Genomic DNA, 19,508 nt, shown 5'->3' on the forward strand with positions numbered 1-19,508 from the left:
AGTCGGCGGCCCGGCTCGCGCTCACTCGCCGTCCCGGCCGGGTCCGGACGCCGCCCGGCGCCGCCACCGCGAACGCGCGGCCAGCCCGATCAGCACCGCAGAGACGACACCGGGGCCACAGTGGACCAGCAGCACCCCGGCCAGGCTCGGCCCACCCCAGTCCCGCTGGTACGTCGCCGGATCGGACATGTCGATCACGAACGGCTCGGCGATCGCCCGGACGATCAGGTAGAGCCCGAACAGGATCCCGACCACGGCGAGTGCCTTCTTCATGCGCTCGACCATAGGAGGAGATCACTGAAATCCGCGTCGCCCTGCGGTAGCACCGCCGCGCTCGTACCTGGGTATGACCCGCCCGCCACTCACCGCGACCCGCTGTCGTCGCGGGAGTGCCGGCTGAGCCGCGCGAGCCGGCGGGCGGCGTAGCCGAGCGCGCCGACGGCGAGTACGGCGAAGCCGGCCAGCACGCTGCCGGCCGGCAGGGTGACGGCAAGCAGCAGGCAGCCGGCCAGCCCGAGACCGGCCAGGAACCGGACCGGCAGCCGGCGGCCCGGATCCCGGCCCAGGGTCAGCGCGGCGGCATTGGTGATCGCGTAGTAGACCAGCACGGTGCAACTGGAGAAGCCGATCGCGTCCCGGACGTCGCCGAGCGCCACCAGCAGGACCACCGCACCGGCGACGGCGAGTTCGGCCCGGTGCGGCACCCGGTACGTCGGATGCACCGCGGCCAGCGCACCCGGCAGGTCACGGCGCCGGGCCATCGCCAGCGCGGTCCGACCGACCCCGGCGACCAGCGCCAGCAGCACCCCGAGCACCGCCACCGTCGCACCGGCCCGGACCAGCCAGCCCAGCGCGGAGAGCCCGGCGGCGTCCACCACCTCGGCGAGCGGTGCGGCCGAGTGCGCCAGCCGGGCCGGCCCGAGCACCGAGAGCGCGATCACAGCCAGCCCCAGATAGATCACCAGCACCATCCCGAGCGCGAGCGGTACCGCCCGGGGAATGGTGCGCTCCGGGTCGCGTACCTCCTCGCCGAGGGTGGCGATCCGGGCATATCCCGCGAAGGCGAAGAAGAGCAGCCCGGCGGCGGTGAGTACGCCGGCCCCGGCCGGCCCGCCGACGGCGTCACCGAGCCGTACCGGCCGGAACTCCCCGCCGAAGAGTCCCACCAGCGCCACCAGGGCCAGTACGCCGAGCGTCACCGCCACCAGCCACCGGGTGACCCGGGCCGTCTTCTGCACCCCGCGCAGGTTCACCCCGGTGACCGCCAGCACGGCCGCCACCGCCACCGGTCGCGCGTACCCCGGCCACAGGTACGCCCCGATGGTCAGCGCCATCGCCGCGCAGCTCGCGGTCTTGCCCACCACGAAGCCCCAGCCGGCGAGAAACCCGGCGAACGGGCCGAGCCGCTCCCGGCCGTAGACGTAGGTGCCGCCGGACTCCGGATAGCGGGCGGCGAGCCGGGCCGAACTGGTGGCGTTGCAGTAGGCGACCAGGCTGGCGACGGCCAGCGCGCCGAGCAGGCCGAACCCACTGCCGGCGGCGGCGGCCGCCGGGGCGAAGACCACGAACACCCCGGCCCCGAGCATCGACCCCAGGCCGACGACGACCGCATCGGGTACGCCCAGCCGGCGCTCCAGCTCCTGCACGACGTCGAATCTAGAGGTCGTCGGTGAACACTCCGCGTCGGTGCACCCCGCCTGGCAGGGCCGGCAGCGGTACGTCGTCCCACGGCACCCGGTCGAGCAGCCGGCCGAGGAAGAGCCCGAGCAGCAGCCCGGCGACCGAGTCGGTGATCCAGTGCCAGCCGAGGTAGGTGGTGGTGCAGAAGACGATGACCGGGGGCGCCAGCCGGATCGCGGCGTACAGGGCGGGCGGGGCGTCCGGCCGACCGAGGGTACGCAGCAGCGCGGCGAACAGCAGCGCGATCGCCGCGTACCAGACGATGGCGTTCGCCACATGCCCGGACGGGTACGCCGTGCCGCCCGCCGGGTCGCTGAACAGCTTCTCCGGGTGCGCCAACTCGAAGTTGTGCGGGTAGCCCCGGTCCAGCCACAGCTTCATCGGGCCGATGGTGAACGAGGTCAGCACGAACGCGCCGATCGGCACCAGCAGCGGCCGGACCGACCGGGTGCGCCAGCCGACCAGCGCCGCCAGGCCGAACGCGATCGGCATCAGGAACCAGCCGCCCTGACCCAGCGAGTTGAAGACCCGGGCCACCCAGTACGCCGGCTCGGGCCGGTGCGCGTCGACCCAGTCCCGGACCGCCAGGTCGAGTCCGAGCAACTGACCGGCGGCGAGCGCGGCGGTCAACGCCACCACCGCCGCGACCAGTACGCCGTCGAGCCACCAGCCGGCCGGACGGACGGGGCGCAGCCGCAGCGGTCGGCGTACCGTCGTGGTCTCCCGCATTCCGACCACGCTACCGGGCCGGCCTCGTGGAGCCGGCACAGGACGGCGGCCGCGATCGGGCGGGTCGACGATGTGTGCCCGCACACGTGAGGCGGCGCGACGCGGCCCGGACCGGCATGCTTGTTGCCGTGCGGATCACCTCGGCCCTCGTCGACCCGGCGCTGCTCGACCTTCCCTGGTCGACTCCGCTGGAGCAGTGGCCCGCCGACCAGTTGGTGGCGCTACCCCAGGGAATTTCCCGGCATGTCGTGCGATTCGTCCGGCTCGCCGGCACCGTCTACGCGGTCAAGGAGACCGGCGAACGGGTGGCCGAGCGGGAGTACGACCTGCTCCGCGCGCTGGAGCGGATCGACTTCCCCTCCGTGGAGGCGGTCGCGATCGTCGCCGACCGGCACGACGAGCGGGGTGAGCCGCTCGACCCGGTGCTGATCACCCGGCACCTCCAGTTCTCCCTCCCCTACCGGGCGCTCTTCTCGCACACGCTGCGCCCCGAGACGCTGAACCGGTTGCTCGACGCGCTGGCCGCACTGATCGTCCGGATGCACCTGACCGGCTTCTTCTGGGGCGACTGCTCGCTCTCCAACACCCTGTTCCGGCGGGACGCCGGTGCCTTCGCCGCCTATCTGGTCGACGCCGAGACCGGCGCGCTGCACGCCCGGCTCTCCAACGGGCAGCGGGAGGAGGACCTGGAGATCGCCCGGGTCAACATCTTCGGCGAGGCGCTGGACCTGGAGGCCGCCGGGCTGCTGCACCCCTCGATCGACCCGGAGGTGGTCTGCGAGGAGGTGGTCCTGCGCTACCAGCGGCTGTGGCACGAGATCACCTACGAGCAGCAGATCGAGCGGGAGGCCCGGCACGACATCGAGGGCCGGATCCGGCGACTCAACGAGCTGGGCTTCGACGTCGCCGAGGTGGCGATGTCCCTGGTGGACGGCGGGCGCTACCTGGTCCGGCCCAAGGTGGTCGACGCCGGCTACCACAGCCGCCGGCTGCTCCGGCTGACCGGGTTGGACGCCGAGGAGAACCAGGCCCGGCGACTCCTCAACGACCTGGACACCTACCGGGCGGAGAGCGACCTCACCGACGAGCAGCAGGCCGCGCACCGCTGGCTCACCGAGGTCTTCGAGCCGGTGGTCCGGGCCGTGCCGGCGCACCTGCGCGGAAAACTCGAACCGGCCGAACTCTTCGCCCAGGTCATCGAACACCGCTGGCGGCTCTCCGAGCGGGCCGGCCGGGACGTCGGGCTGGCCCCGGCCGTGCAGTCGTTCCTCGCCGACGAACTGGTGCACCGCCCCGACGAACAGGCCGTACTCGGCGTCGAGGTCGGCTGAGCGGCAGGGGCACAGCGGTCGGCTGAGCGGCAGGGGCACAGCGGTCGGCTGAGCGGCAGGGGCACAGCGGTCGGCTGAGCGGCAGGGGCACAGCGGTCGGCTGAGCGCCAGGGGCACAGCGGGCTCAGTGCGGCGGATCGGGCCGGCGGACCGGCGGCGGGTTCGGTTGGCTCCGCCGGGCGGTCCGACCCGGCTGACTCCGGGTACCCGCCCGCCCCGGCTGGCCGGACTGCTCGCCGGTGCGGTCCCGGGCCGTCGACCGGCCGGCCTGCCGGGGTACGGTCCGCCGACTGGGCCGGCTCGGATCCGACGACGACCGGCCCGCCGGTTCACCGGGTCGACCGGTCGTCCCCGCTCCCGACTCCGGTGCCGCCGGAAGCGGGGTACTCGCCTCCCTGAGCAGCCGGTTCAACCCGGCCCGCCGGACCACCACGGTCAACACGTCCCCGGGCCGGAGTTGGTGCCCCGACGGCGGGGCCCACTCGGCACGCCGCTGGCCGGCGCCGGTCAACGCGAGCACCCGGACCCACTCCGCCTGGCCGACCACCCCGAGTTCCTGCCCGGCCAGTGCCGCGCCGGAGGCGATCGGCACCTCCGCGACCAGCAGCGCGTGCCGGGCGACCGGGATGGTCGCGATCACCGCCCGGTTGAGCAGGGCCGCCGAGAACGACGGCGCGGCCAGGTAGGAGACGCTGCGGGACACCCCGATCCGGAACGTCTTCTGGATCCGCTGCGCGAAGTCGCCGTCGAAGAGCCGCAGCACCACCTGTAGGTCGCTGCGGAGCGCCCGGGCGTTCAGCGCCGCCTGGAGGTTGGTCACGTCGTCGGTGGAGACCACCACCAGTGCCTGGGCGGTGCCGACCGAGGCGTTGTCCAGGGTCTCCTCGCGGGCGGCGTCACCGACGATCAGCGGGATGTTCAGCCGGCGGGCGACCGCCGCGCCCCGGGCCTCCGGATCCTTGTCGATGGCGACCACCTCGATGCCGAGGTCGTGCAGCTGCCACATCACCCGGGTACCGACGTTGCCGAGCCCGACCACCACGACGTGCCCGCTGCGCTCACTCGGCAGCAGCCCGGCGTCCAGCGCCAGCCGGGCCTTGACGATGCCGTCCACCACGGCGGCGGTGATCAGCGGGATCAGCGCCAGCCCGGCCAGGTTCAGCACCACCTGGAGCACCTGGGCCGCCGCCCCCTTGTCGGTGTCCGGGTCTGCGCCGACGATCGTGGTCACCATGGTCAGGTAGATCGCGTTGCCGATGCTGGTGTGCTCGGCGAAGGAGAGCAGGAAGCCGAGCACCACCACCACGATCAGCACCGCGATGGTGGCCATTCCGATCTTGCGGGTGGCGAACGAGCGCAGCGCCCGGAGCAGCACCGCGATCCGGCGCCGCCGCCACCGCTGGGCGCGCAGCAGCCGCCGCCGGGTGGCCTGCTCGGTGGCCTGCCCCGCCTGGCCGACCGCCTCGGCGAGTACCAGATCGGCATCCGCCGGGTCGGCGGGCAGCACCACCGGGTGGTTCGGGTCCCGGGTGTCGGCCAGGCCGCAGACCACCTGTTCCGGCCGGACCTCCGCCCGGGGGGCGACGAAGAGGGTACGACCGCCGTGCCGGAAGTACGAGGGTGCGACCTCACCGAGCGCCGCCGCGACGAACGCGGGCGCGGCCATCGAGGCGTCGGAGAGTACGGCGCTGTTCGGGAAGAGCTGCCGGATCCCGTGCCCGAGGCTCATGTTGAACATCCGCAGCACCACCCGGAGGTCCGGCTCGACCTCCTGGGCGCAGAGCGCCGCGTGGATGTTGCCCACGTCGTCCTGGTGCAGCAGTGCCAGACCGGCCGCTCCGACCAGCCCGGCGGTCTTGAAGGTCTCCTCGTCGAGCCGATCCGACCGGATCACCCGGACGCCCCGGATCGCGCGGATGTCCGGCCCGTCCGGCCGACGGCGGTACGGCACGATCACGGTCACCCGTACGCCGCTGCCCTGCGGATCGTTGCCGAGCAGTTCGCTGACGAGGTGGACGGCGAGGGCGTCCTGGCCGCAGACCACGTAGTGCGGGCGGTGATCCCCGTTGGTGCGCAGGCCGTCCCGCAGTCGGGTCTCGAACGCGCGCCGGGCCCGGGTCCGCCAGAGATCCGCCATGCCCGGATGGTAGTCACTGTGATCAGTACGCGGGACCGTCCGGGAAGGGACGGGGCGACACAATCACCCAGCGTGTCGATGAATGGAACCGCCGGTCACGGGTAGTGCATCCGGGTGCAGACCTTCCTGCCGTACCCGGACTTCGGGCGGACCGCCCGGAGCCTGGACCCGCTGCGGCTGGGCAAGCAGCGGGTCGAGGCGATCCAGGTGCTGCGTGGCCTGGTCCGCCCCGGCTACGGCTGGCGCCACCACCCGGCGGTGAAGATGTGGGCCGGCTACGAGGAGGCGCTGGTCCGGTACGGCCTGGACATCTGTGCCGAGTGGGTCTCGACCGGCCGGGCCGACACCTGCGCCGGCACCCTGGTCGCCGACCTCGCCGCCGGCTGCGGCCTGGATCGGGTACGCCGGCAGGACGAGCTGGCCGCCGCCGGTGAGCTGCCGCCCTGGCTCGGCCGGGAGGAGATGCACCTGAGCCACCGCTCGGCACTGCTGCGCAAGGATCCGGCGCACTACGGGCCGATCTTCGGCGAGGTGCCGGAGGTGCCGTACGTCTGGCCCGCCTCCGACCGTCCACCGCGCTGCCGGCCACCGACGCCGCCAACCGGACAGTCCTGATGGGACCCTCGCCGGGGCGGGTGCGCCGCGACACCGACGCGCTGGTGGTCGGTGGCGGTGTCGCCGGGATCTCGGCGGCGGTCGTCCTCGCCGAGCGGGGTGTCCGGGTCACCGTGCTGGAGGCCCGTCCCCGGCTCGGCGGCCGGCTCGACACCCGCCCCGAGACGCTGACCGACGGCACCGTCGCACCGGTCGACCACGGCTTCCACGCCTTCTTCCGGCAGTACCACAACCTGCGGGCGATCCTGCGCCGGATCGATCCGGCGCTCACCCTGCTCCGGCCGGTACCCGGTTATCCGGTGCTGCACGCCGACTGGCCGGCCGAGGACTTCGGCCGGCTGCCGGCGAAGCCACCGTGGAGCCTGCTGGCGCTGCTCGCCCGCAGCCCGAGCCTGCGCCTGCGTGACCTGCGCCGGATGGACGGCCGGGCCGCCCTGCCGCTGCTGGCCTACCATCCGCGGCACACGTACGCCGCGCTGGACCAGACCACCGCCGAGGACCTGCTCGACGGGCTGCGGTTGCCGGACCGGGCCCGGGCGATGCTCTTCGACGTCTTCGCGCACTCGTTCTTCAACCACGAGGCGGACCTCTCCGCGGCGGAGCTGGTCGCCAACTTCCACTTCTATTTCCTCGGCAACCCGGAAGGGCTCGGCTTCGACGCACCGGACCGGGACTACGAGTCGGCGATCTGGCAACCGCTCGCCGCGCACCTGCGCCGGCACGGTGCCCGGATCCTGCTCGGGCGGCCGGCCACGGCGGTGCTGCCCGACGGCGACGGCTGGCGGCTGGAGACCGGCACCGGGGAGCGGCACCGGGCCGGGAACCTGGTGCTCGCCGTGGACCCGCCGGCCCTGACCGCGCTGCTCGCCGGCTCGCCGGAGCTGGCCGCCCGGGCACCCGTACTCGCCGCAGGAGCGGCCCGGCTCGGCGCCGGCCCGCCGTACGCGATCGCCCGGTACTGGCTGGCCGGCGACGTGGCACCGGACCGGGCGGTGTTCAGCGGGGTGTCCCGGCAACCCACCCTGGACTCGGTGACCCTCTACCACCGGCTGGAGTCGCAGGCACGCCACTGGGCCGACCGGACCGGCGGTGCGGTGGTGGAACTGCACGCGTACGCCTGCCCGGAGGGCGTGCCCGCGCCGGAGCTGGCCCGGCGGATGCACGCCGAGCTGGCCGGGCTCTGGCCGGAGGTCGCCGACCTGCCGGTACGGGACCTGCGCTGCCGGGTCGAGCGGCGGGCCCCGGCGTTCCGGCCGGGCTGCTCGGCCGACCGGCCCGGGGTGCTCACCGACGCGGACCGGCTCTATCTGGCCGGCGACGGGATCCGCACCGAGCTGCCCAGCGCGCTGCTGGAGCGGGCCGCCCTGACCGGGATGCTCGCCGCCAACCACATCCTCCGGCGGGCCGGCGCCGCCACCGAGCCGATCCGGACGATCCCCCGGCACGGCCTGCTGGCCCGCCGGGTACGCCGCGCTTAACCCGGACGCCAGCGCACTCCGCGCGTGACCGGACGTCGGTGCTCGCCGCGCTTAACCGGACGCCAGCGCACTCCGCGCGTGACCGGACGTCAGCGCTCGCCGCCGGCGGCGGCCCAGCCGACGGCGACCAGGCAGATCAGCAGCACGATGCCGCCACGGCTGGTAGCGATCCGGGTCACCGTCCACGCGGTCCTCCGGAGCCCGGGCAGGCTCGCCCTGGTCTTGCGGTAGTCCACCCAGGCCCGCCGGGCCACCGCGTACGCGGTGCCCGCGAACAGGCCGAACGCCACTCCGACCAGCAGGATGGCGACACCGGGACGTTCCACCCGGCCAGTGTCACCGGCACCGGTCGACCACCACCATCACCCGATCCGGTGACGCACAGTGATGGAGTGATCGACACCGGTCAACGGTCGGCGGGGAGCCGGCCGACGATGTGCCGGGCGATCTCGAAGGAGCTGGTCGCGGCCGGCGACGGCGCGTTCAGCACGTGCACCTGCCGATCCGCCTCGACGATGAGGAAGTCGTCCACCAGTCCCCCGTCCGGGCGTACGGCCTGGGCGCGTACGCCGGCTCCGGCGGGGGCGATGTCGGCCTCGGTCAGCTCCGGCACCAGCCGGGCCAGGCTGGCCGCGAAGCGTTTCCGGGACAGCGACCGGGTCACCTCGGTCAGCCCGTACCGGTAGTGCCGGCGGGCCAGCGCCCAGAGGCCGGAGTAGCCGACCTGCTCCCAGACGTCGCGCGGGTCGAACCGGCGCCACGAGTAGCCCTCCCGGGCGGTGGCGAGTACGGCGTTCGGGCCGGCGTGCACCGTACCGTCGATCATGCGGGTCAGGTGTACGCCGAGGAACGGGAACTGCGGGTCGGGCACCGGATAGATCAGTCCACGCACCAGCTTCCGCCGCTGGGGCACCAGTTCGTAGTATTCGCCCCGGAACGGCACGATCCGGGCCGGCGGGTCGATGCCGGCCAGTGCGGCGATCCGGTCGGCGTGCAGGCCGGCGCAGTTCACCAGCACGTCGCCGGTCACCTCGCCCGTACTCGTGCCCACCACGACGCCACCGGCCCGGCCGTGGCTCCCGGTGACCCCGTGGATTTCGGTGACCCTGGTGTTCAGGCGCAGCTCGGCACCACTGGCGGCGAGGAGTTCGGCGAGCCGCCGGCAGACCGCGCCGAAGTCGACGATCCCGGTGGAGGCGACCCGCAGCGCGGCGACGGCGGCGACGTGCGGCTCGTGTTCGGCCGCCTCGATCGCGTTGAGCAGGCTGACCGGCAGCCCGTTGGCGAGCGCCCGCTCGTGCAGCTTGTGCAGCCGGGGCAGTTCGGCCGCCTCGGCCGCGACGATCAGCTTGCCGCAGACCTCGTACGGCAGCCCCTGCTCGGCGCAGAACCGCACCATCGAGGCGCTGCCGGCCCGGCAGAGTGTCGCCTTGAGACTCCCCGGTTTGTAGTAGACCCCGGCGTGGATCACGCCCGAGTTGTGGCCGGTCTGGTGGGCGGCCCAGCCGGACTCCTTCTCCAGCACGGTCACCGTGTCCCGGGGGCGGTCGGTACGCAGCCGGTGCGCGACCGCGAGCCCGAGGATCCCGCCGCCCACGATCACGTACCTGGTCATCCGCGCTCCCCGGCCGCTGGCATCGCCAGCGATGGTATGCGCCGCACCCGGCCTGGGACGGCGTCGCGTAGTCGCCGGTCAGGGCGTGTCCCGGTACGACACTGTCGGGTTGACGACTGTCTCTTCCGTAATACGGCAAGTCACGACAAATATCAATACTAGCCCGTAGTACCCCAATTCAGAGAAGTACTCACAATAGGTAGGTTCGATGCCGACCTCTGCGCAATTACGAGCTGAATCATCGTGGGGTCGGGAGATCGTCACGCCGGAACTCGACTGGCTCGGCGACGAACTGTGCCGGCGCACCAAACGCCCCCGGGCCGCCTTCGGGGTCAAGGGCGACAACAACCACCTGCGGGGCGCCCACCGCTCCCAGGAGTGGATCCTCAAGTCCCGGTACTGCACCTCCCGGACGTACACCGTGCAGTCGGGCCTGAGCGCCGTCCAACAGCGACACGTCGCCGGAGTCGACTTCACGCCCGGCTCGGCCGGCCAGATGGTCGCGCAGTGCAAACGGCTCTACGCCGCGCTGCGCGCCGGTCAACTCGAGGAGGTACGCGAGTTCTACGGCAACGTCGACGGCGACAAGGTCGTCGACGGCTGGGACAACGTGCGGAACCGGGCCGCCAGCAGCGATTCCAGCCACCTGTGGCACTGGCACCTGACCCTCGACCGGCGCCACTGCGCCAACAGACGCGTGATGGAGCGGATCCTCGCGATCGCGCTCGGAGACCCGACGGAGGAAGACGTGGACGACGCGACGATCGACAAGATCGCAACCCGTACCAGGACCAAGGTGATGGCCGACGGCGCCATCCAGCAGTTGTTGACCCGGGTCCAGCAGTTGACCGTCAACCAGGCGGCCCTGCTAGACGCCGTCGGCCGGGACACGACCGACGAGAAGGCCATTGTCGACGGCGTACTGGCCGGGCTCGGCCAGCGCGACATCGACAGCGTCGTGGCGGCTCTGAAGTCCGCGTTCGGCGACCGAACGGCGGAACTGGCGGCGAAGTTGGGCACTCCGGCGAGCTGACGTGTGGGTGAACTGGCAAATTTCCTCCCCACCGGCGGTTTCGGAGCCGTCGGCGTCGGAGGGCTGCTCGTGACGATCGTGGCGTACCTGCTCAACGCCAACCGGGCCGATCGCAAGGAGTACCAGGAGGCGATCGACCGCGCCGAGAGGCGCGCGGACGACGCCGCACGCCGGACCGATGCCGCCGAGCAGCGCGCGGAGGGGCTGCAACAGGCCATCGACGAGGCCCGCCGGGCGCGGCGGGCCGCCGAGGACGCGCTCGCCCTCGTCGAACGCGAGTTGCACCGCTACCGCCCGAACGGTCCGGCGTGACCGCCGGGCTTGACGGCTCTCCGGAGTGACCCATGCGGATCGGCAGGCCGGATCGCCGCGAGGAGGGCGCCATGACCGAGGAGACGGAGACCTTCCGCCGCCGGATGGACCGACGCATCCGGCGCCGGCTCATCATCGTGGTGGTGGCGACCGCGCTCATCGCGGCGGTCGGCGGCTGGGCCTGGGCCCAGCTCGGCCGGCGGGCCGCCGTCGAGCAGCGCCGGGCGGCGACCGCCGTCTCCGGCGCCGAACAGCTCTGCCAGCAGGTACGCCAGCTCGGCGGCGAGTGCGTCGTCGACCCCGCCGACCTGCGCGGCGCACAGGGCCCGGCCGGTCCGGAGGGTCGACCCGGACCGCCGGGGTTGCCCGGCCGGGACGGCCGACCCGGTGATCCGGGGCCGCCCGGTGCACCCGGGCCGCCGGGCATCCCGGGTGCGGCCGGCGCGCCGGGCCCGCCGGGCGGACACGGCGAGCCCGGTGCCGCCGGCCCGGAAGGCCCCGCCGGCCCGGAAGGCCCCGCCGGCCCGGTGGGCGAACCCGGTCCGTCCGGCGAGCCCGGCCCGCCCGGCCCGATCTGCCCCACCGGTACGACCCTGGCGACGCTGCCCGTGGTGACACCCGATGGGCCACGGCAGATCGCCGCCTGCGTCGTCGACCCGACTCCACAGACTCCCGCCCCGTGACCGCCCACCACCGGCGCCCACTCCGGCCGCCGCTCCCGCGATCGGGTACGTGACGGGGCAGGACGTGCGCAGGATGCCGTCAACGGGGCGCCGCCGCTGAAGAGGCCGCGCCGCTCCGACGTGACCTGTCGGCACCTGTCCGGTAACCACCCGGTGGTAGGCGGGTAAGCCTGATCGGCAGCCCCGCTCCGCCCACGGCGGCAGACCGCGCTGCCGGATTCGCCGCACGGCGACCGAACGCCGGACGAGCTCATCGTAGGTTCCGTCCGTGGGTCTGACGGGACGGCGCGGCGTTTTGCCCGCGTGGGTGGGAGAAGGCGGCGATTCTCCAGACTGTCTGATTACCGACAAAGCCGGTGCAGCGTGACTGATAGAACGTGAGGACGTTCACGCCAGTGGATTTGTGTAGCCCCGCTCGTCTGGCGCCTTGGAGAGGTAGACCCTTTGGCACACACCTCCAAAGCAGGGGGCGGACTGGCCGACCCGGCCCCCGGGCGACGAGGGGAGCACACCACGGCACCTTTCGACACGCTGGCCGCCGGTTACGACCAGATGTACACGGGAGCATGGAGCAGAGCCGAGGACCGAGCCGTACTCGAACTCTTGGGTCAGATGACTCCGCACCGGCCTCCGAGAGTACTGGACCTCGGTTGCGGAACCGGCTTGGGATACGAGTTGACGTCGGCCGCCTTCGCCGATATCTCCTACACGGGACGGGACATTTCGACCGGCATGCTGGGCGTATTGGGAGGCAAATACCCCCACGTCAGCCTCAGTCGAGGGCCCATGGACGATCTGCACGATCTGCCTCGACGATATTTCGATCTGGTCACCGCGTTTTCCATGTCGGCGTCGTACGCCGGCGACCTGGGACGGCTGTTGACGGAGGTCGAGGCCGTACTCGCGACCGACGGATGGGTCTACCTGTCATTCCTCAACCGGACGGCGCTGCGGAGAATCATCCGCGGCAGGTGCCGGCCGACCGAGGTCTATTGGACACGCGGCGTCTCTCGTGTGGCCGACCTCGGCGCACCGACTCACACCGTCGCTCGCCGACAGATCGTCCAGTTGCTGTCGTCGGCCGGACTCCAACGAGTAGCTGTCGAGAACAGGGGAACGTTCTCCGGGGTCGTCGAGTGGCCGCCTCTGTGGCAACTCAGCACCCTCTTGGACCGGGCAGTACCGTTCCTTGGCCACACCTACGAGGTTGTCGCTAGAAAGCGGGACCAAAGATGACCCTGAAAGGACTGCCGAGACGCTTCGCTCGACTAGATCTCAACGCCCTGGACGTACTGCCGACGAATTGGACGGCCGAGCTGCTCGAAGCGGTCGAAACGCATGCGAGACCAGCGCGGCTGGACGCGAGCGACGGCAGCAGTCTGGAGCCACCCGGCACGGTGATCGAGTATGAGTTGCTCGACGGGGCCCAGGTCGCGCAGACAGTACCGTGGCTGGACCGGCTGTACCGTAACGAGTTTCTCCAATTGGCAAGCGAAACATGGGGCGGGCAACTCCTGGCCTCCGACGACATCCGGAACGGAGTCAACGTCAACATCCTTCGGGGCAGGGGAAGCAAATACGAGTGGCACGTGGACACGAATCCACTGACGGGCCTTCTCTTCGCCACGAGCCATGACCTCGAAGACGGCGGCATGCTCACTTTCAGGGGAGAGTACGACGATGCCGTCTGCGTCCCGTGCGCCGGACACCTGCTCCTCTTCGACGCGAGGGAGGCGCCGCATCGCGTGACTCCGCTCAAGCGGCGAGGAATTAGAGTGAGTGTACCGATGAACTTCTTTACTGCCGAAACGCTGGCCGAGCGTTCGCCAGCACTTGACGGCTATCTCTACAGTAGGACCAAGGTCGATTCTTGAGGTGGGAGCAGTGGTGGCTGGTTCTTTTGTTGACAAAGTAGTCGTGGTAACCGGCGCTTCGCGCGGCATCGGGGAGGGCATTCTGCGTCTCCTGGTCAAAGAGGGAGCCACCGTGATCGGTGCCTTCAACACCGGCCAGGAAGAAGCAGACAAGCTGCAGGAGGAGTTGGGGCAACGGGTACGGATGTTGCACGTCGACCTCGCGAACACCTCCAGCCTTCGAAGCTTCGCGGCCAAGGTGAAGGAAACCGGGCGGATCGACGGCCTCGTAAACAACGCCGGCGCGATCGATTTCCAGATGTGGAAGGACTTCTCTGTCGAGGAGTGGCGCGGCACCTTCGCCGTCAACGTCGATGCGGCCGTGGCCCTCACACACGCCCTGTACGAGAACATGAACACCGGCGGCTCGGTCGTGAACATCGCAAGCACGGACGGCTTCACGGGATCCTTCGGAAGTATTGCCTACTCCGCCAGCAAGGCAGCCCTGGTCAACGTGACCAAAAGCCTGGGGAATCTCCTTGCGCCAGCGGGAATCCGCGTGAACGCGGTCTGCCCGGGCTGGATCGATACGGGCATGTCCACCGATGCGTCCTACGCCGCGGCAGGCAACACGCCGCTGGGACGGAACGGAACGCCCGAGGACGTCGCCAGGACCGTGGCGTTCTTCCTGGGTCCAGACTCGGGTTATGTCACTGGATCCGCTTTGGTGGTGGACGGGGGCTACACCAATGTGGACGTCATCATGAGGCAGGAATACGTCGATCTGGAAAACGAGTCGAGTGCCCCGGGCGCTCCGGAGTGAGCGGGAGCATTTGTGCGTGGACGAAGTGTCGGAGCGTCTGGTTCTTGAACTGTTCAACGAGTCTCACGTGGCGATATGGGCCTGCGACCGCGACTTCCAGGTCGTCCTGTGGAACCGGGGCGCCGAGGAGATCTATGGATTCACATCGGAAGAGATAATCGGGCGGAACTACCTCGACATGTTCGTGGACGAGGCGGAACGTGACGCCTCGCTGGAGGACTGTCGACGGATAATCGACACGGGGCGCCGTTACAAGAACCTCCTCGCCTACGACGCCGATGCCGGCGGCCGTGTGCGCTATATGTTGACGAATTGCTTCCGAATCACCGACAGAGAGACCGGCAAGCGATTTCAGGCCGAAATTGGCGTCGAGATCAGCGACCTCGAACTCAGGAAGGACGAGCACCGTACACTGCGCGAGCTGGGCATCGCCCGGAGGGAGAGCCGAAGGTATGCGCTCGAACGCGACCGCGACGAGGCTGTCCTCCGGGTGGGCCGTATCCGGGACGAAGTCAAATACATGAGAGATCGCACCATCAGGGAACTGGACGAGTTTGTCAACAGCGCCTCCGAGCGGACCAGGAACCACGTCCAGCAACTGTATGAGCGCGAGTTTTCCAGGGTGACGACGGCCGCTAGAGCGGTCGACCTCGAGCTCGAAAACATAGAACTGCGGTGTCGGTCGGCAGAGACGGCGGAGGATTTGAGGGCCGCCCTGGAGCGGGTCGGCGACGACATCAGGGGCTGGACGGATCGCGTACGAAGTAAAGACGTGGATTGAGGTGTTGACCCGCATACGATCCCTGGGATCGATCTTCTTTGCATTCATCGGCGGCGGAGTGATCGGCACCTCGACCAACATCGTGAGTTCGGTGTTCCTGGGCGATGATCTTCCCCGTGCCTGGCCAGTACTGCTCGTCAGTTGCGGCCTCCTGCTGGCAGGCTCGGTGGTCTTCTGCAACCTGGCCGTCGCCCTATCCGAACTCGAGGTTGCGCTCGCCGCTGTTCCTCGCAGCCTCGGCAGGAGAGAACAGGAGAGCGCACGCAACGAACTCACCAGGAACTGGCGCCGCCGCGCGCACCTTCTGTTAGCCGTGAGCCTGTTCCTCACAATGGGCGGAGTACTGGCACTGCCACTGCGGCTCTACCTGGTTACGCGGCATGGATGGAGGTAGTGGGATGTTGACCTTTCCCCCGGAGTGGGAACGACACAAAGCTACTGTCGTAAGCTGGCCACGACGTCCTGAAGTGTGGGGATCCGTCCTTCCCGACGCGCGAGCCGAGTACGAGTCACTGATCAGGACCATCAGTGAGTCGGAGGAGGTGCTGTTGGTCGTTCACCCTGCTGACATGGCGTCGGTCACCTGGGCGGCGAAGCTTCCTCGCCTGGCTGTTCTCCGTCACCCGATCGACGATGGCTGGGTCAGGGACAACGGTCCACTCTTCTGCCTCGACGACGCCAGACCGGTCGCCGTGGACTTCGATTTCAACTCCTGGGGCAACCGGTTCAGGCCCAGCGATGGCGACAGAAGCCTCGGCCGCGCGGTCAGCGGGTACTTCGGCGTACGGCGGACCTGGGTGCCATGGGTTCTCGAAGGCGGAGCCGTGTCCACCAATGGATCGGGAGACCTGCTTTCCTCAGCGGAGAGTGTGCTGCACCCGAACCGGAACGGTCGGACCACCCTTGAAGAGGCCACGGGGATCCTGTCGTCCAACCTGGGAGTCGACCGTCTCATCTGGATTCCACACGGCCTGCTCGAGGACTTGAAGAACACGGACGGCCACGTAGACAACGTAGCCGTCTTCTGCGACAGCGAGACGGTACTGGTTCAATCCGCGACGGGGGACAACCCGAACTGCGAGAGACTTGCCGGGAACACCGAAGCGATCCGTTCCCAGGCCCCCGACCTGACGGTGGTGCAGTGCGACCGGCTGCCCTACGTTCGGCTCCCCGACGGATCGAACCAGCCAGCGCCGTATCTGAATTTCGTGCTGACCCGAGACTCGATCATCCTACCTACCGTGGGAAGCCAGAGTGACGCTTGGGCCCGGGGGTTCTTCCGGGAGGTGTTTCCGGGGAGAGAGGTGACCTTCACTCCCTCGTACGCACTCACCTACGGCGGAGGTGGGCCACATTGCGTCACGATGCAGGTGCCGTACTTCTAGGTCGCGTGCTCGGGGTCCGGTCCTGTGTCAGCCCGCCGCGCGGCGGTGCCCCCTGGCCGGGGAGCCGTCGGCGGCTCCCGACGCTGTTCTGCTCGGCTCGGCCGGCCGTGCCCGCAATGGCCAGCCGCACCCGTCACGGACCATGTGTCCCGCCGACGGACCCTCCGGGCGCCAGCTCGTCGCCCCGGCCGGCGTTCCGGGTCGCGCGGCTCGTGGTGGCGCCACCCGGCCGGGGTGCCGGCCCGCACGTCGGTGAGCGGCTGATGTAGTTGGAGCCCCCGGCCGGGCTCGAACCGGCGACATCTCGCTTACAAGGCGAGTGCTCTGGCCAACTGAGCTACAGGGGCGCGATGTTCGTGGTCAGCATAGCGACAGATGCCCTCCTACCATGGGCGGCACTGATTCCGATACCCGACACCGGTCGACCCCTGACGCGCTTGGTGGCGGACCATGCCCGGATGCCCGAAATGTTCGTCAGGTACATCCCAGAAATGCCGCCTCACCTTGGCATGTGAGAAAAACCCGTTTACCGTGGCGTGACGCGGATGACACCCGACGCTGCCCACGGCCGCCCGGATGCCCTCCACGGACCGGTGCGGTAGCGCGCCGGTCGCTCTTTCACTCGGATCGTCCGGCACGTTCCTGCCGGTGGAAGGAAGCGCTGCACCATGGCTACGGTTACCTACTCGAAGGCCACCCGGATCTACCCGGGTACCGAGCGCCCAGCGGTCGACCACCTCGACCTGGAGATCGGCGACGGCGAGTTCCTCGTTCTCGTCGGCCCCTCCGGCTGCGGCAAGTCCACCAGCCTCCGCATGCTCGCCGGGCTGGAAGACGTCGACGACGGCTCGATCTACATCGACACCCGGGACGTCACCCACCTGCCGCCGAAGGCCCGCGACATCGCGATGGTCTTCCAGAACTACGCGCTCTACCCGCACATGACGGTCTACGAGAACATGGCGTTCGCGCTGAAGCTCCGCAAGACCTCGAAGTCGGAGATCGACCGGCGGGTCAAGGAAGCGGCCGCCCTGCTCCAGCTGGAGGACTACCTCAGCCGCAAGCCCAAGGCGCTCTCCGGCGGTCAGCGCCAGCGGGTCGCGATGGGCCGGGCGATCGTCCGGGAGCCGCAGGTCTTCCTGATGGACGAGCCGCTGTCGAACCTGGACGCCAAGCTCCGGGTGCAGACGCGTACCCAGATCGCGACCCTGCAGGCCAAGCTCGGCGTCACCACCGTCTACGTCACGCACGACCAGGTCGAGGCGATGACCATGGGCCACCGGGTGGCGGTCATGCTGGACGGCGTGCTCCAGCAGGTCGACACCCCGCGTGAGCTCTACGACACCCCGGCCAACGTCTTCGTCGCCGGCTTCATGGGCTCCCCCGCGATGAACATCAAGACGGTGCCGCTGATCGAGAGCGGGGCGATGTTCGCCGACCTGGCCATCCCGCTGACCCGGGAGCAGGTTGCCGCGGCCAAGGCCGAGGGTGGCAACGGCAAGGTGACCGTCGGCTTCCGTCCGGAGGACTGCGACCTGGTCTCGCAGAGCGAGGGCGGCCTCGCCCTCGTCGTCGAGCTGGTCGAGGACCTCGGCTCGGACGCGAACGTCTACGGCCACGCCGCGATCGACGGCACCTCGGAGCGGTTCGTGGTGCGTACCGACCGGCGGAACATGCCGAACATGGGCGACACCGTCTACGTGAAGCCGCGTACCGGTCGGAACCACGCCTTCCACGCCGTCACCGGCAACCGGATCTGATCCCTCCGAACCAACCGCGTCGGGGGGGGGGGGGGGGGGGGGGGGCCCCCCCCCCCCCCCCCGTCCCCCCCCCCCCCCCCCCCCGGGGGGGGGGGGGGGGGCGCGGCCGGGGGGGGGGGGGGGGGGGGGGGGCGGCCCCGCCCCGCCCCCCCCCCACGACCCCGGGGGACCAGCCACCCGTCACGCGGATTCAGGGGTGCCGGGAGCGGACTGATCGAGAAGCGTCATCGGGTTTTGCCGGCACCATTCCACCGCTATCGCGGCTTTGAAGCACCGGCCCTCCGGACCGGCCCGCTCGCCACACGCCTGACACAATCCGCCGATCATCCGATGCAGCCGGATCGTTTCGACCAGGCGTGTCCAGACAACTTCGTGGGGTAGCGGCGGACCGCTCGCCGCGACGTCCAGGTGGCCGCTGAGGATCAGTGCCTCGCGCGCGTCGAGTTCCACCGCCATCCCCCTGTCTGCTCGTCGCGGTGCGCCCGGGGGTGACCGGGCGGGAGCAGACAGCTCCGCCCGGTCGCCGGGCCGACCGCGCCGCAGCGGCGGATCGGGGTAACGGCGCCTGGCGACCACGTCGCCGGGCGTCAGCCGGATCCGTTCCGCAGCGCTCTTCCGAGCAGTGTGTGGCCGCTCACGACGCCCACCCCACCCTCGATGTCCGTCGTCGGCGGGCGGGACTTCGGGGCGGCTAGAGGTGGCGGGGGGTCAGCCGGCTGACCGGCAGGTTGACCGGCCAGGGCTCGCCGGTGTCGACGGCCTCCGTCCACCGGCCCGTCTCGACGTAGATCTCCTCGACCGGGTCCAGCCGGTTGGTGTGTACGACCAGGCCGCCGTCGGTCTCGATCCGCCAGTAGTAGGGGATTCCGGCCTTGGCGTACAGGGCCGGCTTGAGGATCCGGTCCATCGACTGCGAACCCGCGGAGACGATCTCCCCGGCGAGTACCACCTCGTGTGGCTCGTACCTCGCGGTCCGGCGGGCCGCCGCGGTGGCGGTGGTGACCAGCACGTCGGGGATGAAGGATCGCCGCTGACTGATCCGCACCTCGACCGCCTGGGTGACGTCGTACCCGTCCGGGCAGCCCTCTTCGAGCGCGACCATCAGGCGGCCGGCGATGGTCTGGTGTGCCGCGGTGGGGAGGGCGACATGATCAGGACTCCGTCGAGAAGCTCGCGGCGGTGGCCGTCGTCGGGCATGGCGTCGAGGTCGTCCGTCGTCCACCCGCCGGCCGGCGGGTACGGATCGTTCAGGGCCGCGGTCATGACTTCCCTCTCGCGGATGGCGGACTTACG

At 70.5% G+C, this 19,508-nt stretch carries 22 protein-coding genes and 1 tRNA gene; 13 read left to right on the forward strand and 10 right to left on the reverse strand.

From position 1 onward, the window contains the following. Positions 1-21: 21 nt before the first annotated feature. The 3 genes from V1634_RS02430 to V1634_RS02440 form a co-directional block, all read right to left on the reverse strand. Complete coding sequence (locus tag V1634_RS02430; RefSeq protein WP_331206051.1) at positions 22-273, reverse strand: hypothetical protein; 252 nt, start codon at positions 271-273, stop codon at positions 22-24. Positions 274-362: 89 nt separating this feature from the next. Next, entirely contained in the window at positions 363-1,646 is a 1,284-nt protein-coding gene (locus V1634_RS02435; RefSeq protein WP_331206052.1) for an APC family permease, read from the reverse strand. Positions 1,647-1,656: 10 nt separating this feature from the next. After that, positions 1,657-2,409, reverse strand: a complete 753-nt coding sequence (locus V1634_RS02440) for a phosphatase PAP2 family protein (RefSeq protein ID WP_331206053.1) — start codon at positions 2,407-2,409, stop codon at positions 1,657-1,659. Between the two features lie 74 nt (positions 2,410-2,483). On the opposite strand from V1634_RS02440, the gene V1634_RS02445 reads away from it, so the two are divergent. Further along, the gene (locus tag V1634_RS02445; RefSeq protein ID WP_407951697.1) at positions 2,484-3,740 is read left to right on the forward strand and encodes a DUF4032 domain-containing protein; all 1,257 of its coding nucleotides are present in this window, start codon (positions 2,484-2,486) and stop codon (positions 3,738-3,740) included. A 124-nt stretch (positions 3,741-3,864) separates the two neighbouring features. Here V1634_RS02445 and V1634_RS02450 read toward each other — a convergent pair whose 3' ends face one another. Continuing rightward, a complete protein-coding gene (locus tag V1634_RS02450) occupies positions 3,865-5,877 on the reverse strand; it encodes an NAD-binding protein (RefSeq protein ID WP_331206055.1) in 2,013 nt (670 codons plus the stop codon). Between the two features lie 114 nt (positions 5,878-5,991). On the opposite strand from V1634_RS02450, the gene V1634_RS02455 reads away from it, so the two are divergent. Further along, a complete protein-coding gene (locus tag V1634_RS02455) occupies positions 5,992-6,492 on the forward strand; it encodes an MSMEG_6728 family protein (RefSeq protein WP_331206056.1) in 501 nt (166 codons plus the stop codon). After that, positions 6,492-7,970 (forward strand): hydroxysqualene dehydroxylase, encoded by a 1,479-nt coding sequence (locus V1634_RS02460; protein ID WP_331206057.1) that lies wholly within the window; start codon positions 6,492-6,494, stop codon positions 7,968-7,970. Before V1634_RS02455 ends, V1634_RS02460 begins: the two co-directional genes overlap by 1 nt. Positions 7,971-8,059: 89 nt before the next feature. Here the strand turns inward: V1634_RS02460 and V1634_RS02465 are convergent, their stop codons facing one another. Together V1634_RS02465 and lhgO are read right to left on the reverse strand one after the other, a co-directional pair. Then, the gene (locus V1634_RS02465; RefSeq protein WP_331206058.1) at positions 8,060-8,296 is read right to left on the reverse strand and encodes a hypothetical protein; all 237 of its coding nucleotides are present in this window, start codon (positions 8,294-8,296) and stop codon (positions 8,060-8,062) included. An 80-nt stretch (positions 8,297-8,376) separates the two neighbouring features. After that, on the reverse strand, positions 8,377-9,585 hold the full coding sequence (lhgO, locus tag V1634_RS02470) for an L-2-hydroxyglutarate oxidase (protein WP_331206059.1): 1,209 nt from the start codon (positions 9,583-9,585) through the stop codon (positions 8,377-8,379). Between the two features lie 208 nt (positions 9,586-9,793). Here lhgO and V1634_RS02475 point away from each other — a divergent pair, with 208 nt between their 5' ends. From V1634_RS02475 to V1634_RS02515, 9 genes are all read left to right on the forward strand, one after another. Beyond that, positions 9,794-10,618: a hypothetical protein gene (locus V1634_RS02475; protein ID WP_331206060.1), complete on the forward strand. Its 825-nt coding sequence runs from the start codon at positions 9,794-9,796 to the stop codon at positions 10,616-10,618. A 69-nt stretch (positions 10,619-10,687) separates the two neighbouring features. Next, entirely contained in the window at positions 10,688-10,930 is a 243-nt protein-coding gene (locus tag V1634_RS02480; protein WP_331206061.1) for a hypothetical protein, read from the forward strand. Positions 10,931-11,001: 71 nt separating this feature from the next. Further along, positions 11,002-11,613, forward strand: coding sequence for a hypothetical protein (locus tag V1634_RS02485; protein WP_331206062.1), 612 nt, complete (start codon positions 11,002-11,004; stop codon positions 11,611-11,613). A 552-nt stretch (positions 11,614-12,165) separates the two neighbouring features. Continuing rightward, complete coding sequence (locus tag V1634_RS02490; protein ID WP_331206121.1) at positions 12,166-12,849, forward strand: class I SAM-dependent DNA methyltransferase; 684 nt, start codon at positions 12,166-12,168, stop codon at positions 12,847-12,849. Continuing rightward, positions 12,846-13,487, forward strand: coding sequence for a 2OG-Fe(II) oxygenase (locus V1634_RS02495; RefSeq protein WP_331206063.1), 642 nt, complete (start codon positions 12,846-12,848; stop codon positions 13,485-13,487). Before V1634_RS02490 ends, V1634_RS02495 begins: the two co-directional genes overlap by 4 nt. Before the next feature lies 1 nt (position 13,488). Further along, complete coding sequence (locus V1634_RS02500) at positions 13,489-14,289, forward strand: SDR family NAD(P)-dependent oxidoreductase (RefSeq protein WP_331206064.1); 801 nt, start codon at positions 13,489-13,491, stop codon at positions 14,287-14,289. A gap of 16 nt (positions 14,290-14,305) precedes the next feature. Further along, a complete protein-coding gene (locus tag V1634_RS02505; protein ID WP_331206065.1) occupies positions 14,306-15,070 on the forward strand; it encodes a PAS domain-containing protein in 765 nt (254 codons plus the stop codon). A gap of 1 nt (position 15,071) precedes the next feature. Next, complete coding sequence (locus V1634_RS02510; RefSeq protein ID WP_331206066.1) at positions 15,072-15,464, forward strand: hypothetical protein; 393 nt, start codon at positions 15,072-15,074, stop codon at positions 15,462-15,464. 4 nt (positions 15,465-15,468) lie between these two features. Beyond that, positions 15,469-16,455, forward strand: coding sequence for an agmatine deiminase family protein (locus V1634_RS02515; protein ID WP_331206067.1), 987 nt, complete (start codon positions 15,469-15,471; stop codon positions 16,453-16,455). Between the two features lie 270 nt (positions 16,456-16,725). Here V1634_RS02515 and V1634_RS02520 read toward each other — a convergent pair. Continuing rightward, positions 16,726-16,802 (reverse strand) — tRNA-Thr (locus V1634_RS02520). 321 nt (positions 16,803-17,123) lie between these two features. On the opposite strand from V1634_RS02520, the gene V1634_RS02525 reads away from it, so the two are divergent. Further along, entirely contained in the window at positions 17,124-18,215 is a 1,092-nt protein-coding gene (locus V1634_RS02525) for an ABC transporter ATP-binding protein (RefSeq protein ID WP_331206068.1), read from the forward strand. A 180-nt stretch (positions 18,216-18,395) separates the two neighbouring features. Here V1634_RS02525 and V1634_RS02530 read toward each other — a convergent pair whose 3' ends face one another. The 3 genes from V1634_RS02530 to V1634_RS02540 form a co-directional block, all read right to left on the reverse strand. Further along, positions 18,396-18,671: a hypothetical protein gene (locus tag V1634_RS02530; RefSeq protein ID WP_331206069.1), complete on the reverse strand. Its 276-nt coding sequence runs from the start codon at positions 18,669-18,671 to the stop codon at positions 18,396-18,398. Between the two features lie 235 nt (positions 18,672-18,906). Then, a complete protein-coding gene (locus tag V1634_RS02535; RefSeq protein ID WP_331206070.1) occupies positions 18,907-19,317 on the reverse strand; it encodes a Uma2 family endonuclease in 411 nt (136 codons plus the stop codon). Continuing rightward, positions 19,317-19,478 carry a hypothetical protein gene (locus tag V1634_RS02540; RefSeq protein ID WP_331206071.1) on the reverse strand — a complete coding sequence of 54 codons (162 nt, stop codon included), beginning with the start codon at positions 19,476-19,478 and terminating at the stop codon, positions 19,317-19,319. The genes V1634_RS02535 and V1634_RS02540 overlap by 1 nt, the downstream gene beginning before the upstream one ends. Between the last annotated feature and the right edge of the window lie 30 nt (positions 19,479-19,508).

It is taken from the genome of Plantactinospora veratri (genome assembly GCF_036421995.1).
Taxonomy (GTDB): Bacteria; Actinomycetota; Actinomycetes; order Mycobacteriales; family Micromonosporaceae; genus Plantactinospora; species Plantactinospora veratri.